The organism is Leuconostoc sp. BM2 (assembly GCF_002095565.1).
Taxonomy (GTDB): domain Bacteria; phylum Bacillota; class Bacilli; order Lactobacillales; family Lactobacillaceae; genus Leuconostoc; species Leuconostoc falkenbergense.
The window spans coordinates 1-16,107 of sequence record NZ_MOWQ01000015.1 but is presented as its reverse complement, the minus strand read 5'-3'; the positions used below and the strand labels follow the sequence as shown (position 1 = coordinate 16,107).

Genomic DNA, 16,107 nt, shown 5'->3' with positions numbered 1-16,107 from the left:
GTTATTTCACTTTCTGGAAAAAATTAGTTTTGAGCAGATAACTTTTACCCGTTGTAATGTCATATTGTACTAATTTAAAGTCGTTAACAATTTCTCGTTGCTCTTTGGTTAACGACTTTTCGTCAATTTTATTACCCCGTTGATCAAGAAATGTTAACTTTCCTTTATCGTCACGTGTGTAGTTGTTGATTGTTGGCACTTTTTCTAACATCTCTGTTTTCAGTGCCCAATAGGCATCAACTTTCATACCATTCATCTTCATCATCATAGCCGTAAAGTCAGATGGGTCAGCATAGTTGGCCGAGACATTAACGGTCCCATTTGCCTTCTTTGCGGCGTTATTCTGCCAAATAAAGTAGGGTGTTGAGTGTGCTGATAAGGCGTCCGTAGTCGTATTGACAAAGTTAAATATTCCTGGCCAATGATCCCCATACCAAACCAATGTAATCGGACGACTTAAATCATTCAACTTATCCAAAAACGTTTGAGTTGCCTCATCAGTATAATGAAGCCCTTGCAAATAGGATTCAATTGTATTTTCATCAGCATTTGAATTAGTTGGTTCAATCATATTATAATCTCGCCCTTCAAAAGTCCAGGGCGTGTGATTTTGCATTGTTAGCAATTGAATAAACTGACTATTATTCTTTTTACTAATTTTACTTAGAACATTTTTATAGGCAGATTCATCACTGATATGTGAATCACCATCAATTGTCTTTTGATATTTAACTGGTACAGTACTATCTGTTGTATAAAAATAATTTATTCCCATATTTTTATACACAGCACGTCGATTATAAAAGGAACCTACATATGGGTGAACCACAATTTTATTATCAAATTGTCCTGTAATGGTTGATTTTTCATTGATACTGCTCGTCAGTTGTGAATAAGGCATTGTAACCGTAGGTCTATAAGAAGTTATATTAAATCCTGTAAGCGTTGAATATTCAATGCCTGCAGTGCCACCGCCATACCCTGAAGAAACCATATGACCAGAGCTCGTGTTATCCATAATGTTGTCGATATTAGGTAACGGGTCATCACTTATCGTTAATCCCGGTACATAACTAGGCTTAGTGAGAGACTCACTTAAAGTATAAATAACCGTCTGATTCTTAAAATTAGTATTTTTCCGTGTTTGATTGATTAACGATGCTTGCTTAGTGTATTTAGTAACTAGATTTTTCATAGCCTGTTGACTATAATTTTTTGGCTCAACCATTGCGTCAGTGGTTCGTGAATTTAATAAAGCCATGATACCACCATTTGATGCAGCATCAAATAATGAGTCCCACACTTTAGGGACATCACCTAATTTAACAAATGAATCCTCATATTTTTCAGAATTGATTGAAAAAAAAGGCATAATAACTAACACACTCAAAACAAGCAATACCGCACGCCATCTAATGGATCTGAATACTACCCACCGACTTCGTCTATATATAATAAATAACAATACAGCTATAACAATCAAGAGGATTGCGGCACCAACAACTAGCTTAATATCGAGCATACCAAGTAAATCTTTGAAAGCCGTAATTTCTTGTAAACTTGCTTCAGTGATAGCTTCTTGTCTGACATTAATCACTTGAAATTCTGCAATTGCTGCAATCGCGGTAACAACGGATGCCAATATTAATGTGACTGGAATGCGATTAGTAATAATAGTCACCAACCACAACAAAATCATAATAAAAAGCACATTTGTTCCCGCAACGGTTGTCTCATTAATGACAAATTTAATACCATTGGCCCACGCGTTAGTACCCCAGTTACCAGTGCCATATGTGGGATCCGACATCATCACGCCAATCTGAATAAAATATAAAGCTAAAATTGATACCCAGAGAAATAAAAAATTTATTTTTAAAAACTTACAGATTTTTCGATATATTTTCATCATACTTTTCCAATCCAAAAGGGAATAGCGTTTACCGCTATTCCCCCAAATAATCTAAGTTCCATTATACCTTAAATGATTGAAAATTGTTGTATTTTAATTTGAGCAGTTTTTTTGGAAAAATACATAAAAACAAAAGTGATACCAGTGAAATCATATTGCAAATAACTATCCATAATGGAATTTTTTGTTCAACACTTATGACAGATTTTTTATAAAGCGTGTCATGAAGTTTTAGGGCAATTTTTCCATCTTTTATAAAGGTTTCATGAATTTTACCATTAATTTTAACTTCTAAATGCAATTTTTTATATGCAACAATTGGCAATTCAATAATGCGTTTTGAAGAAATAGTGGTATTATTCTTCATTATCACGGTTTTAAGGCTCGCGTGATAATCACTGGTATTAAATTTCTTACCGTCACTATCAATAATCTGATGTTTAGTAAGCAGCAGTCCCTCACTATCTGATCCAATAAATGTACTCATTTTGTCAGTGTGTGATAATGCAGATTCTGGAATATAATCAGTGTAATTTTTAAGATACCAAAAGTCTGTGCTATTGCTTATCTGGTTGTTAAAGGTCATATCCATAGAGTAGCCATAGCCATCATGCTGGGCATCATGATACTCTGTATATTTTTTTATCTGCTGCGCTGACCATTCTTTTGAGTTATGATTTGGAAACCAATTATTTTTGATCGTTCCCATCATAATCAAACCAACTAATACAGTAAAAATTATTAACCCTTTTTCAGCTTTATTACGACTATCCATAGTCAATTCACTTACTGATAAATTGAAAAAAGAAAACATTAATGCCACTGCTATTCCTGGTTTAATCAAACGAGTTGCAAACTGTATAGTAGCTATTGGTGTATTTTGCAAGTAATAAGTCCAGGGAAAAACGTTGGTTCCTAACAACATAACGATTAATCCCAATATTATACCCATTGTTGGCTTTTTAAGTCCAACTATTGTTACTATTACTATAAAAAACAGTGGTAGCCATATGTCTGGATTACTACTAGGATTTAATAATAACATACTAATGTCTTTTACATTATTTGCAAAAACATCATGATTCACCACTGGTTTTGTAACGTTGTTTGATAGTTGAATAATCACAATAGGAAGAACAACTGCTAACGTTGAGACGGTAGTCCCAATTCCACCCAAAACAGCAATTTTGATGACTCGCAACTTATCATCATCCAAAATAACTAAACAAATAAAATACACTGCCGTCAAAATACTTAAAATTAAGAAAGTCATAACATGAGAATACGCTGCAATGCTTAATCCAAATATTATGTAAGTTACACTTTTCCGAATATTAGAATTTGATTGTCTTGTGCCCAAATATAGGCCACAAACTAGCCATGGAATACCAATATAGGCCGTCGATTCAGCTAGATTACCTGGTGATAATGCTGTTACTCCAATGGTGGTAAGCCACAAAATACTAATAACAAATACTATCATTCTAGAGAAGTTGCTATACTTGCGGAGTACAATATAAACAGATAACCCCGACAGCCAAGTAGTAAGAATCATACTGATTTTGAACGCCAATATAGCTGAATCAACATGCAATATCACATTTTGAATTAATTGCAACGTCAAGCCGGGATAAAAAATATTAGTCGCTAATCCATATTGACCCAAAGAAGTAAAGTTTTGTGGATAGAGGAATGCAATCCATGATTGTCTTAAATTTTCAATACGTGATAAATGATAATATGCATCCCACGGCAACCGGATTGGTTCAAAAAACAATGTATTAAATATAAGTACAGTAATAAATAATAGGCCGAGAACTGCCGCACCTTCTCTATATGCTCTTTTCATGTTCATCCTCCCGTGTACGACTAACGTTGACGATAACTACCAGCAACAGAGGAAGAACATATATTGCAGGTAGCATGTATCTTTCCATACCATTAACGGGAGATAACAGTGGCACAACGGCAAGTAAACCAACTGGAATGCACATTATCATAGAATAACTTTTTTTGTACAAACAATACGCTAACGAAAAAATTATTATCCATAGTGCAAAAGCCGGTTGAACAATTGTCCTAACTATTGGTAATGTGAATAAAATATTCGGCCATGTGATATATTTTCTAGTTTTTTCGGAAAACCAATAATGTACCTCATGATACCAACTAGGCTGCAGAAATACATTTTTCTTCATGTAATCATTACCGTACATAATGCCACGAGATCCTGGATTATTATCTATCAGCGGATTTAAGAACTGACTATCTGCCGCAAAGAAAGTCACAAAGTACTCTTTTGGATGTTTCCAGAATTGTTTAAACCAAACAACAAGATACTGTTTTGTTGCTTTTTTTATGTTTGGCGTTGTTTGTTTTTTTAGTCTACCTAACTCAACTTGTTTAATTTCATAAGAACTGCGCAGAAATGTATCAACAGGATATAATGATTTCAAATCATCAGCGTGATTGACATTAAAGTTTCTCGCAATTTTCTTTATGGGTGTTATTTTATTGACGATTGCCAAATCATTATTACTGAAAGATTCTGGATGGTTGATCACAACAGCTGATAGTTGACGCATTGGTAGTGTCAGTACTTCAGCCGTGGAACCTGGAACGACATTCATTGAAGGTAGCGCTATCTTATTCCACCCCACATAAATTGCTAAAAATACAAAAGATCCTAACATTATTTTTTTGGGAGACTTCTTTTGTTGAATAAATCGAACAACAATCAATGCGATTAAAGAAATAATTACAACATAAGCACCGTCATTTCTAAACATAGTCATTAATATACCTGAAGCAATTAACTGTATGTACAAATCTTTTTTAGAATCATTTAAGAGAATACGAGCATAACAAAGCACAAACCATGTTACAAATGCTAAAAACAAAGGTGTCTTTTCAATAGTAACTTGCCAGAAAGCCACAAAAGGTGAAGCATAAAATAACAAGCTAGTTATTGCAGCACTTTTCCCCCAATTTTTGCCAAGAAAATAGATTACTTTGGCATATATTAGTGAGGAAGTAATTATCTGTACTACAACAATCAAAAACAAACCTGCATTTACTCCACCAATTTTTCTGCCAACAGAAAAAAGAAATCCAAAAATCAATGTTGCCGACCAAGGATGGTGTCCCGTGGGATAATATGTAAAATTCAATTCAGCAATATGTGTGTGAAAATATTCTAAAAACTGTCGATAACCATCCCATGATACCATTCCTGGAAACAGTGGAAAAATTTGAGCAACCCAAGCTAAACATAGTGCAATAACGATTGCCCAATAATTACTCCGCCAAGCATTCACATTGATCTTTTTTACCACTTCTCCTAAAAAGACTGCCAAATTAGTGAAAATAAACATGAATCCAACTATCGCTACAAACGTTATTAACAAATTGGCTTTACCTGTTAAATTAGCAACATAATTTAAATTATTCGACGGAACTTGATACACTGACAAGGTTAAAACATAAATGACTGATGTTATAACACCAAACATCCAGTATGGCCAATAAATTAGTTTAAGAACATTATACTTATATTTAAACTGGAAAACTAATAGTAAAACAACAACTAAAAGAGCTAATAAACTTTCATTCGCGGTTGCTTCAAATCGAGCACTAATTCGACTAATTAAGTCCCCCTCAGTGAATGTTGCCGGGTATGTTACACCTATTGCTACATAACTCAATAAAATGAATGTATAATTGCCAAGTTTTTTAATTATTTGCATGATTTTTATTTTTTTCGTCAGCGTTTATCAAATTCAACTCAAAATTGCGTTTATTACTGGATTGAATGGCATTTAAAATTGCACCCGCAAAGAATGCGGTTACCGCCACACTAAATAATATCAAGCTCACAACTAATGTAGGCATGTTATCAACTCTACCTGTATGATAAAAAGGGAAAAACACTCGGGAGATAAACAGTAAAGCTGAGACAACAGATACAATTCCAGCAAATGTGCCAAAAAATGCAAAGGGATGATAAATACGGTAAAGATTAATAACAGTTGAAATAACTCTCAATCCATCTCCATACGTGTCCAATTTTGATTCCGAACCTTCTGGCCTATCACGATATTCAATAACTTGATTTTCAACAAGCATTTTAAATTCAGTGGCATGAATGGACATCTCGGTTTCAATTTCAAATCCTCTAGATAATACTGGAAATGTTTTTACAAATTGATAGCTAAACGCCCTATACCCAGTTAAGATATCTTTAATATTTGTTTTGAATAGCGTATTGATTAATCCACGAACTAAAGTATTGCCAATATTATGAAAAGGTCTAGTATTTTCCTCAAAATATGTTGACGATAATCTATCACCAACAACCATATCGACTTTCTTGTCTAAAACCTTATGATACATATCAGGAATTGCCTGAACTGGGTATGTATCATCTGCATCAATCATAATATATACCTCAGCATCAATTTCACGGAACATTCTCCTGATAACAGCACCCTTACCTTGTGCATATTCGTGACGCACCACTGCTCCAGCTTCCGCCGCTAGTTCAGCTGTGTTATCTTGCGAATTATTATCATAAACATAAACAACGGTTCCGGTAATGTCTTTAGTGATTTCAATTACATCCCGTACAACTTTAGTAATTGTTTGACTTTCATTAAATGCGGGTATCAGTACAGCTAATTTATCCATATTTTTATCCTTAAATCTCTTCTTTCTTAATGAAAATGGGTCGCCTCTTTGTCTCTAAAAATACTGCGGCCATATATCTGCCAATAACACCTAAACTTAGAAGTTGAATGCCACCAATAAATAAAATTATAGTTACCATAGACGGCCATCCGTCAACACTATTATTATGAACCAAAGCACGGAAAACAATAAAGATTGCACTTAAAATTGATATGCCAAAGGAAATAATACCTAGTAAGGTAATGATTGTTAGAGGAACCGTAGAAAAGGACACAATTCCTTCAACTGCATACTTACTGAGTGACCAGAACGACCATGAAGTCTGCCCAGCGACACGTTCTCGGTTTTCAAACGGAATATACTTAGTCTTAAAACCTACCCAAGTAAAAATTCCCTTACTAAAACGTTGATTTTCAGATAACGACAATATAGCATCAACCATTTGTCGTGTCATAACACGATAGTCTCGTGCACCATCCACCAATTGCGTTTGGCTGATTTTGTTCATCCATTTGTAAAACTGTGTTGAAAACCAAGAACGTATCCTGGCTTCACCTTTACGATCTACTCGCCTCGTGCCAACCGCATCCCAGTCACCACTCTGTACTTCTTTTAACATTTCAGGCAGGAGTTCGGGAGGATCTTGTAAATCAACATCCATTACAGCCACATAATCACCATCAGCTTGTTGTAGACCGGCATAAAGTCCAGCTTCTTTACCAAAATTACGTGAAAAGCTAATATAGTGAACATTGTTATCTTGCTGAGCTAATTGTCGTAACAAATCGAGCGTCTTATCAGTTGAACCATCATCAATAAAGTGAAAGTGAATTACCGCGCTTATTTTAGGAGCAATATCTCTGATTGTATTGTAAAATATTTTGATTGTTTCCTCTTCGTTATGTACAGGCACAACTAGGGACAAAATGTTGTCAAATTCAACTATTTGATTATTTGTCTGAACTCCCATTAATATTCCCCCACTTCATATTATGTACGCCCTAACGGGCATGTTTATTTAACTTCATCGTGAGCAAAATTAAAATCTTGATTGATATCAAATTCTTGGCGGACAGTATTAAAAGCATCATTAAATACTTGATCCATATCAAAGTAACGGTATTTGCCTAAGCGACCACCAAAAATAATTTCTGGATGATTGTCACGTGCTTCTTTGGCGTAAGCCTTGTAAATTCGTGTATTCTCATCATTATTGACAGGATAATATGCCTCTTTTGATCGATCCCACTCTTGTGGGTATTCTTTAGTGATAATTGTCTTACCCTCATCGGCTAATCCATCAAAATGTTTCCATTCCATAACACGTGTATATGGCGTCTCAGCGTCAGTATAATTGATTACTGAATTACCTTGATAGTTGTCTGAATCAATCACCTCATGCTCAAATCGCAAAGATCTATATTCCAATTCACCAAACTTATAATCAAAGAACTGATCAATCATACCCGTGTATAACACACGAGGAAATTCTGATAGTAATGTTTCTTTGTCATCAAAGAAATCTGTGTCAGTTAAAACGTCGACCAATCCATTTGACTGCTCCAACATGCGCTCAAAAATCTGTGTATAACCGCCTACTGGAATTCCTTGATAACGGTGGTTGAAATAATTGTTATCATAGATAAAGCGCACTGGCAATCGCTTAATAATGAAAGCGGGTAATTCTGTTGCTTTACGACCCCATTGTTTTTCTGTATAACCTTTAATCAACTTATTATAAATATCTGTACCAATTAAGCTAATTGCTTGTTCTTCTAAGTTACGAGGTTGTCGATCACCCAAATCCTTCAAGGCCGCATTCTTTTGTTCTTCAATTTTTGCGTGTGCTTCGTCAGGTGTTTTCGTTCCCCACATCTGGTAGAAAGTATTCATATTGAAGGGAAGATTATACAATGTGCCTTTGTAATTTGCGACAACTTGGTTTTGATAACCATTGAAAGAAGCAAATTGACGAATATAATCCCATACTTCCTTGTTATCAGTGTGGAAAATGTGTGCGCCAAAGTCATGCACTGTAATACCGTGTTCAGTATGCGTATGCATATTGCCACCAATATATGGACGTTTCTCCACAATTAGCGATTTCTTGCCTCGCTTAGCTGCCTCGTATGCAAAAATCATACCAAACGGCCCAGCACCAACTACAAGATAATCATAATTCTTTGTATTATATTTTTTTGTCATTAGAAATGTACCTTTTTTTTTGATTTTGGAAAAAACTTCCGCTTAAGAAAATTATACCCTTTATCCAACCAATTTGTCCGTTCAAGTCCTATCACAGGACATTCAGCCACGGATAGTCTTTTTGTATTTACCCAAGTATCCATCAATCGCTCTGCCAAGAAACCATAAACCCTTGCTTCTTGTCCTTCAAGTTTTTCAATATCGATGTTTTTCTCAACTTCTTCAAGGACACCGAACAAAAAATCAGCATAATCATCAAACAAATTCCTTGGCATAATAAACATATTGAATAGATGTGCCGATGTAGAACTTTCCATCTGCTCAAATGCTGGTAAATATTCAACGTATTTCGTTGCAATCACCTGTTTCATGATAACATATGGTTCTGTCGAATGGGCATGCAAATAATGGTCTTTTTGATTTTCAATGATATAATTTCTTTTCTTAGGCAAAATAATATCATATTTGCTTAACAAATGATTTATTTGCTGATTCTGAAGAATATCTTCAAGTCTATGACTTTTTTTTAACCCCAAATACCTTCTATAATGCATTAAACCGACAACTTCATCATCAGTATTATATCGGATCCAGTAGAGGGCTGTTACTTCACTAAAATTACTATTTTTCAGAGATATGTTTTTACCAGTTGCATCTGACATATAGCCACTTGGCAATTCAGAGTGACGTGCCGCGCCAACAAGAATGGGTTGATAGCCATCAAATGGGGGCATCACATATTTTTTGTGTGTCGCGATATATATCATCAAAATGCACCATCCTGCTTAAATACTGCAATAATATTCTTAAACAAAACGTAAAAATCAAACTTTAAGTTAGCCTTATCCACATACTCTAATTCTATATGCGCCCGTTCTGGGTACACTATATTACTTCTTCCACTTGCCTGCCAAAGGCCAAAAATTCCCGGGGTCACCGACAAAAACTTGTCAACCTGATCGCCATATTCTTGCAATTCGTCTTCAACGACAGGCCGTGGTCCAATAATACTCATCTCACCGATTAACACATTCCAAAACTGAGGTAATTCGTCAAGTGATGTTTTTCTCAAAAAAACGCCAAACTTTGTGATTCTAGGATCCTCACGAGTCGCTAATTTATAACCGTTGCTAATAAATTCCGCATGCAACTTTGCGTCTTGCTCTAGAATTAATTCAGCATTATCAACCATCGTTTGAAATTTATAAATTTTAAACTTTTTTCCAAATTTGCCAACGCGCTCTTGCTGATAAAGAACACGACTCGTTTTTTTATCAAATTTAATGACAACCGCAATAATCAGAAAAAGTGGTGACAAAAACACCAAAGCAAATGAAGACACTGACAAATCTAATATTTTTTTAGAAATAGTGTAACCCATACTTCTATTAGCCACAGTCTGCCCCCTTCTTCTCTAAATTAAAAATGTTGACATTTTTAACAAGAATACAAATTACGCTTAATTTTTTTACTTTCAGAACTATTTAAACAATGAAGCTGATTTGTTCAAGGAATCAGCTTTTTGTTTCAAAATAAAATTATCTGCCGCAACCGTATAACCCTGATAGTCTTCAATACTTGCCTCATTAATTACTTTCATATCATCATCAAGAGTAAAAGTTTCTTTCGGCATAGCAAGATAGCGCGCTTTAAATAGCGCATTAATTGATCGTTTTGGTACTCTCGTAAGACCATCTGCGTACTCAATTTCTGGATTAAAGAACATTCCCTTGAAAATACCACGAATAATCATTTTTGCTTTGGTAAATCGAAACTTAACGTTCTTATTAAACAACACAAATCTTAAATCAAATCTAAAACCATTGATAACTGTGTGCATGTATTCATGCTTTGAAATGCGTCTTGCCGTCAGCACACGATTTCTAAATTCAAAGTCGTAACGCCAAAGACGTGATTCATCTTTTTCTTTCACAATATCACCAGGCATTGAGTTTTCTTTTGATTTGTGAACGGCAATTGAGTTTAAAACTGTGTAACCACGATCAACATCGGCGATGCGATTAGTATATTCCATATCATCGCCCCAAATAAAGTATTCTTTTTGTGGCAATCCAATCATTGCTACCATTTTGCGAGAAAACATTACCGAAACGAATGTTGAATTGACAACCTCGACAGCTGGATTTTTCGGCGTCATATACATTTGCCATGTAAAGCCACGTGGTGCTGGTACATTCATCCATGAGGGATTTCCCTCAAGGCTGCCCCAACGAACCTGGGAGTTCACGAATCCAACATGATCATGTTCTTCAGCAAAATCCACCAAGTGTTCAAGCGCATCAGGTTGCACAATTGTATCATCATCCATCAGCCAAACGTAATCATCGTCTGTTTTTTCAGCGAAAAGACGTACAGCTTGATTAAATCCACCAGCGCCACCTAAATTGTCTTCCGAATTGAAAACAACGAGTCGTTCATCTGTTAAAGATGATAAATACTCTTTTGTCCCGTCATTAGATTTGTTATTAATTACAATAGCATGATTTAAATACTTTGTTTGTCCTAATACGGCACCCAACGATTCTTTCAGCAAATCTAGTCGATTGTATGTAACAATCGCTGCCGACACTTTTTTACCAGTCATAATATCTCCATTTTAAATAAAATCAATTAATTGATCTTTGAACTTCAAGTACAGATGGGTACCTATTATAGCAAATATACCAATTTCTAACCAAAACATTGTTAATTGCAGTGGTGAATTCCAAAACCATCGATCGAACAGAAATGTATCACGCCAACCATTAACAATATAATAGAACGGATTAACACGAGAAATGTAATAAATTAATGAATTAAATGCATTACCTTTTGCAGGTTCGAATAAAATTCCTGAAACGAAGAAAAGCAAACGCAGCACTTGTCGAATTGCTAAATCGTAATCCGGAATTAAGATATTAATTGTTGCACTAAAGATTCCCAAGAAAAACAACATCACCAGTGCAGCAAACATATAATAGATGATTTGAATCCAGTAGATAGAGACATGAAAATGTCCTGTCAAAGCCATACTGATAAATGCAACAATTGAAATTGAACAAACTGCAGGAAAGACCTGTAAAACACGAATTGTTGGCAACACAGAAACCGGAAATTTAACGTTTTTCACCATAAAAATTTGTGTCTGAATAGAACGGATAGTGTCACTAAATCCTTGGTTTACTAAATACCAAGCAGAAAATCCAACTGACATCCACACAAAATAGGGTGTCCCCTCAACAGGCGCTGATTGCCGAAATCCGCCACCAAAAATAATCGCATAAGTTAAAACTTGAAATAAAGGGTCCAAAATTTCCCAAAAATTACCCAGGTATTTGTGCGCATTGTTAGCCTTGGTGTCATAAATTGCTAACCGAATGGCCATACCTAAGTAGTTAACCTGTTCAACAACTAAACTAAATATTGATTTGATCATTATCCACATTGTGCTATCATCCCTTCAACAAATAGTTATATACAACTAGTGCCATTAAACCAAACAAAACTACTAAGGCAGAATAGAGCGGTAGCGCCTTAAAGCCTTGAAAACTTCTGATCGCAGTTCTGGCTTCAACATCTTCTTTGTTATGACCATTCAATGATAATTTATCTTGCAATTGCGCTAACGTAAAAATTTGTTGGTTATGCTTTTGATCAGACACAAAATTATCACGTTCCTCATCAGACATCGCGTTTAACTTTTTGACAAACGCTTCATATTCATCAGTAACTTGTTGCATTGGGCCAAAATCACGCAATTCGCCATACTGAATCCACATGACTTTATTAGTAAATTCACGAACCTGTTCTAAGTCATGAGACACAAAAAAAATTGTCTTTTTTTCGGCAATAAACTCGCGTATTTTACTAAGTGCTTTGTTTGAAAAATTAGAATCACCAACTGACAAAGCCTCATCAACGATCAAAATATCAGGATCGTTATGTGTTACAATCGAAAATCCCAATTTGGCTCGCATACCGTTGGAATAATCTTTAACCGGTTGATCAATAAATTCACCAAGCTCTGAAAATTCAATAATATCAGGCATTGCCTCATCGATTTCTTTATTCGTTTTCCCCATCATCAGTTGTTTCAAACGAATATTCTCACGCCCAGTAAGATCCCAATTCAGGCCTTCATTGATAGCTACAACACCAATGCTACCGTTTAGTTCCAAAGTACCAGATGTCTGTGGAATGACACCACTTAAAATATTTAGCAAAGTGGATTTACCGGAACCATTGGTGCCAACAATACCCACAACGTCACCTGGCTCAACATCAAATGACAGTCCACGTAATGCCCAAAAATTAGCATCTGCAGTGTTTCCTAAAAAAGTTGATTTTAGCTTTTCTGATTGGTTAGCATATAATTGAAAATTTTTAGTAATTGATCTGGCGCTAACCATATATTGTTTTTTTGTATTATCCATAATTATCCTAATTGTGGTGAGAGTGAAAACCACATAGTATTATATTACCATATTCTCTCATAAAAGTCTGAGTGCCAACAATAATAATAGATAAACTATATAATTTCATACAAGTTAAATGGCATAATCTATTAATCATTTAATCGATTACGCCATTCTGAATATTATCATTTATATCGTTGTATTTTTTATTTTTTAATTAAATCTTGTTCGGCTACGTGTACACTGTGTACGCCATTAGAATAACGAATATCGTACTCCCATGCGGAATTGCCATGGGCTTTTGGTTTTGCTGATATTACTGTCCCTACCCAGTTGCGACGATTGACCAGTGTATAGCCATTAGTTTCTGACCAAGCATTACTTGCAATTCTAACTGTTTGGCCAACAGTATATCGCGCTGCTGGAATCGTGGTCACATCTTGCTCAGCGACGTGTACACTATGCACACCGTTTGGATACTGAATATCATACTCCCACGCTGAATTTGCATGTGCTTTTGGTTTTGCTGATATTACCGTACCGACCCAGTTGCGGCGATTGACCAGTGTATAGCCATTAGTTTCTGACCAAGCATTACTTGCAATTCTAACTGTTTGCCCCACCGTATATTTTGCGGCTGGAATCGTGGTCACATCTTGCTCAGCGACGTGTACACTGTGCACACCGTTTGAATACTGAATGTCATACTCCCACGCTGAATTTGCATGTGCTTTTGGTTTCGCTGATATTACCGTACCGACCCAATTTTGGCGATTAACCAGTGTATAGCCATTAGTCTCTGACCAAGCATTACTTGCAATTTTAACTGTTTGACCTACTGTATATTTTGCGGCTGGAATCGTGGTCACATCTTGCTCAGCGACGTGTACACTGTGCACACCGTTTGAATACTGAATGTCATACTCCCACGCTGAATTTGCATGAGCTTTTGGTTTTGCTGATATCACTGTTCCAATCCAGTTTTGGCGATTTACTAATGTATAGCCATTAGTTTCTGACCAAGCATTACTTGCAATTCTAACTGTTTGCCCCACCGTATATTTTGCGGCTGGAATCGTGGTCACATCTTGCTCAGCGACGTGTACACTGTGTGCCCCATTTGGATACTGAATATCATACTCCCATGCTGAATTGCCATATATATTTGGTTTAGCCGAAACAACTGTTCCAATCCAGTTTTGGCGATTTACTAATGTATAACCATTGGTCTCTGACCAAGCATTACTTGCAATTCTAACAACATCTCCAACCTTATACTTAGCTGATTGTTTGATCAAATTCGTATAATCAATCGAAACATCGAACGTACCGCTGACACCTGGAAAACTTGTATTGCTGTTCCACTGCCACATGCCATATGTCGTGTTCCACAATGAATTACTACTTGGCGTGAAAGGATATTGTGCTATCCATGCTCTACCGTTTCCTATGTACGAAAAATTCAGTCCGGTTGTGTTTTTATAGTACAGTCCTGTATATAGCGACGTGTTAGAAAATCCAGCTGCTTTTAATTGTGTATTGAATGCCTTAGCATTGCTAGTCACGTTGTTCGTCATCGTGTAGGTGTCTTCCAAATCATCAACCATTAAGGTATCAGATGACAATTTCAAAGATTTAGCATAATTAGTAAAATACTTTGCTTCAGATTGCGCACTTGATTGTGACGTATACCAAGAATAATGGTAAGCACCAATCCTCAGACCGGCTGCTTTTGCATTAGCAATTTGAGTTGCAGCATACGGATTGCGATAAGATGTTGCTTCCGTCAACTTGACAATCACAGCGTTGACACCATATTGATGCATTTTTTTAAACGAAGCGACAGAAATATTACCGTTGTTAGATGAAACGTCCACAACGTCCATTCTTGGTAGTCCTGACGTCCCAGCAGTGATAGCTGGAATGCCATCAGCAGCATAAGCTAAATTTGACTTGAATGATAATGCTGTTGCAATCGCCACAATAATACCAACGATGATAGGTGATTTTCTCATAGATATTTGCTCCTTAAACTTTGATCTGTTCCGTACATATTATTGGTGATAATTAGCTTTGGCATAATCAATGACTGACATATTTTGTTGCGATGATTCTGTGATAATTTTTTTGATGTCACTTGGTGCCCATTTGTCGGCAGGCAATCCAGCATGAATCAGTTCTTGACGAACTTTAGTAATCATTTCAGCAGTAACTTCTTTACCTTGAGCTGTTTTGTTAGGATTATAACTTGCTGTGTTTGGATCATTTGCTACCGAGCTTGACGTTGAGGAAGAAGAATTGTCGTCATTTACAGATTGATCAATTGCAGCAGAAGATGATGATATTAACGAACTAGATTGAGACTTGGATGTTGTAGATTGTTTTTTAGTCGCTGATATTTTGCTTTTAGAGGACTGTGACGTCGAATCAACCACTTTTTTATGATTAGTGGCGTTCCCAAGCAAAGTAATAGTAATTAAAACGACAGCAACAATAAAAGTAATGATAGCTGTTTTCTTCATAATTTCTCCTATTCATAACACTAAATATAATGACAATATACTGTAATATTTTATCACATGTCAACTGACACAAAGCTATCCTCTTCAAATTCGGCACACAAATATTATTATACATGGAAAACAAACATCATTTAATCTCATTTTAAAGACAAAAAATGAGGAAAATTATTTAATCAGCACTGCTATATTCAAAAAAAGCCCGCAAGTATCAAACTTACGAGCTGTCAATTATTTACATTAGGTAGATTGCAAGAATTAACCGAACACTGCAAACTGCTGAAAAACCTTTCGTGGTGATTGCCAGTTGAGTGTTTTCATTGGTCTCGCATTGATCCAATGATTAATTTGATCTAATTCTTTGGCGCTA

The 16,107-nt window shown here is 35.7% G+C and carries 13 protein-coding genes and 1 pseudogene; all 14 read right to left on the bottom strand.

Going from position 1 to position 16,107, the window contains the following annotated elements:
• Position 1: 1 nt before the first annotated feature.
• The gene (locus tag BMG01_RS05660) at positions 2 to 1,810 is read right to left on the bottom strand and encodes an LTA synthase family protein (RefSeq protein WP_233127274.1); all 1,809 of its coding nucleotides are present in this window, start codon (positions 1,808 to 1,810) and stop codon (positions 2 to 4) included.
• Between the two features lie 163 nt (positions 1,811 to 1,973).
• Positions 1,974 to 3,761, bottom strand: coding sequence for a hypothetical protein (locus tag BMG01_RS05655; RefSeq protein ID WP_036068733.1), 1,788 nt, complete (start codon positions 3,759 to 3,761; stop codon positions 1,974 to 1,976).
• The gene (locus BMG01_RS05650; RefSeq protein ID WP_036068735.1) at positions 3,745 to 5,658 is read right to left on the bottom strand and encodes a DUF6020 family protein; all 1,914 of its coding nucleotides are present in this window, start codon (positions 5,656 to 5,658) and stop codon (positions 3,745 to 3,747) included. Before BMG01_RS05650 ends, BMG01_RS05655 begins: the two co-directional genes overlap by 17 nt.
• Positions 5,645 to 6,598, bottom strand: coding sequence for a glycosyltransferase family 2 protein (locus BMG01_RS05645; RefSeq protein ID WP_036068737.1), 954 nt, complete (start codon positions 6,596 to 6,598; stop codon positions 5,645 to 5,647). Before BMG01_RS05645 ends, BMG01_RS05650 begins: the two co-directional genes overlap by 14 nt.
• A 10-nt stretch (positions 6,599 to 6,608) precedes the next feature.
• Positions 6,609 to 7,568, bottom strand: a complete 960-nt coding sequence (locus tag BMG01_RS05640; protein WP_036068739.1) for a glycosyltransferase family 2 protein — start codon at positions 7,566 to 7,568, stop codon at positions 6,609 to 6,611.
• Positions 7,569 to 7,612: 44 nt separating this feature from the next.
• Positions 7,613 to 8,803 (bottom strand): UDP-galactopyranose mutase, encoded by a 1,191-nt coding sequence (gene glf / locus BMG01_RS05635; protein ID WP_036068740.1) that lies wholly within the window; start codon positions 8,801 to 8,803, stop codon positions 7,613 to 7,615.
• Positions 8,803 to 9,570: a DUF4422 domain-containing protein gene (locus tag BMG01_RS05630; RefSeq protein ID WP_188356827.1), complete on the bottom strand. Its 768-nt coding sequence runs from the start codon at positions 9,568 to 9,570 to the stop codon at positions 8,803 to 8,805. Before BMG01_RS05630 ends, glf begins: the two co-directional genes overlap by 1 nt.
• On the bottom strand, positions 9,570 to 10,184 hold the full coding sequence (locus BMG01_RS05625; protein WP_036068743.1) for a sugar transferase: 615 nt from the start codon (positions 10,182 to 10,184) through the stop codon (positions 9,570 to 9,572). The genes BMG01_RS05630 and BMG01_RS05625 overlap by 1 nt, the downstream gene beginning before the upstream one ends.
• 99 nt (positions 10,185 to 10,283) lie before the next feature.
• Positions 10,284 to 11,408: a glycosyltransferase family 2 protein gene (locus BMG01_RS05620; protein WP_036068744.1), complete on the bottom strand. Its 1,125-nt coding sequence runs from the start codon at positions 11,406 to 11,408 to the stop codon at positions 10,284 to 10,286.
• A gap of 12 nt (positions 11,409 to 11,420) precedes the next feature.
• Positions 11,421 to 12,248 (bottom strand): ABC transporter permease, encoded by an 828-nt coding sequence (locus BMG01_RS05615; RefSeq protein WP_036068746.1) that lies wholly within the window; start codon positions 12,246 to 12,248, stop codon positions 11,421 to 11,423.
• A gap of 7 nt (positions 12,249 to 12,255) precedes the next feature.
• The gene (locus tag BMG01_RS05610) at positions 12,256 to 13,236 is read right to left on the bottom strand and encodes an ABC transporter ATP-binding protein (RefSeq protein WP_036068748.1); all 981 of its coding nucleotides are present in this window, start codon (positions 13,234 to 13,236) and stop codon (positions 12,256 to 12,258) included.
• 188 nt (positions 13,237 to 13,424) lie between these two features.
• Positions 13,425 to 15,233 carry a GH25 family lysozyme gene (locus BMG01_RS05605; protein WP_080539898.1) on the bottom strand — a complete coding sequence of 603 codons (1,809 nt, stop codon included), beginning with the start codon at positions 15,231 to 15,233 and terminating at the stop codon, positions 13,425 to 13,427.
• Between the two features lie 39 nt (positions 15,234 to 15,272).
• Complete coding sequence (locus BMG01_RS05600; RefSeq protein WP_036068750.1) at positions 15,273 to 15,740, bottom strand: hypothetical protein; 468 nt, start codon at positions 15,738 to 15,740, stop codon at positions 15,273 to 15,275.
• A 255-nt stretch (positions 15,741 to 15,995) separates the two neighbouring features.
• Positions 15,996 to 16,107: pseudogene (locus BMG01_RS10935) on the bottom strand (IS30 family transposase); the annotation flags it as partial.

Bases quoted from the DNA above. Each gene is read 5' to 3' on its own strand.
- BMG01_RS05610 (WP_036068748.1), bottom strand. From the start codon at position 13,236: ATGGATAATACAAAAAAACAATATATGGTTAGCGCCAGATCAATTACT.
- BMG01_RS05660 (WP_233127274.1), bottom strand. From the start codon at position 1,810: ATGTCGGATCCCACATATGGCACTGGTAACTGGGGTACTAACGCGTGG.
- glf (WP_036068740.1), bottom strand. From the start codon at position 8,803: ATGACAAAAAAATATAATACAAAGAATTATGATTATCTTGTAGTTGGT.
- BMG01_RS05645 (WP_036068737.1), bottom strand. From the start codon at position 6,598: ATGGATAAATTAGCTGTACTGATACCCGCATTTAATGAAAGTCAAACA.
- BMG01_RS05655 (WP_036068733.1), bottom strand. From the start codon at position 3,761: ATGAAAAGAGCATATAGAGAAGGTGCGGCAGTTCTCGGCCTATTATTT.
- BMG01_RS05630 (WP_188356827.1), bottom strand. From the start codon at position 9,570: ATGATATATATCGCGACACACAAAAAATATGTGATGCCCCCATTTGAT.
- BMG01_RS05640 (WP_036068739.1), bottom strand. From the start codon at position 7,568: ATGGGAGTTCAGACAAATAATCAAATAGTTGAATTTGACAACATTTTG.
- BMG01_RS05620 (WP_036068744.1), bottom strand. From the start codon at position 11,408: ATGACTGGTAAAAAAGTGTCGGCAGCGATTGTTACATACAATCGACTA.
- BMG01_RS05625 (WP_036068743.1), bottom strand. From the start codon at position 10,184: ATGGGTTACACTATTTCTAAAAAAATATTAGATTTGTCAGTGTCTTCA.
- BMG01_RS05650 (WP_036068735.1), bottom strand. From the start codon at position 5,658: ATGCAAATAATTAAAAAACTTGGCAATTATACATTCATTTTATTGAGT.
- BMG01_RS05615 (WP_036068746.1), bottom strand. From the start codon at position 12,248: ATGTGGATAATGATCAAATCAATATTTAGTTTAGTTGTTGAACAGGTT.
- BMG01_RS05600 (WP_036068750.1), bottom strand. From the start codon at position 15,740: ATGAAGAAAACAGCTATCATTACTTTTATTGTTGCTGTCGTTTTAATT.
- BMG01_RS05605 (WP_080539898.1), bottom strand. From the start codon at position 15,233: ATGAGAAAATCACCTATCATCGTTGGTATTATTGTGGCGATTGCAACA.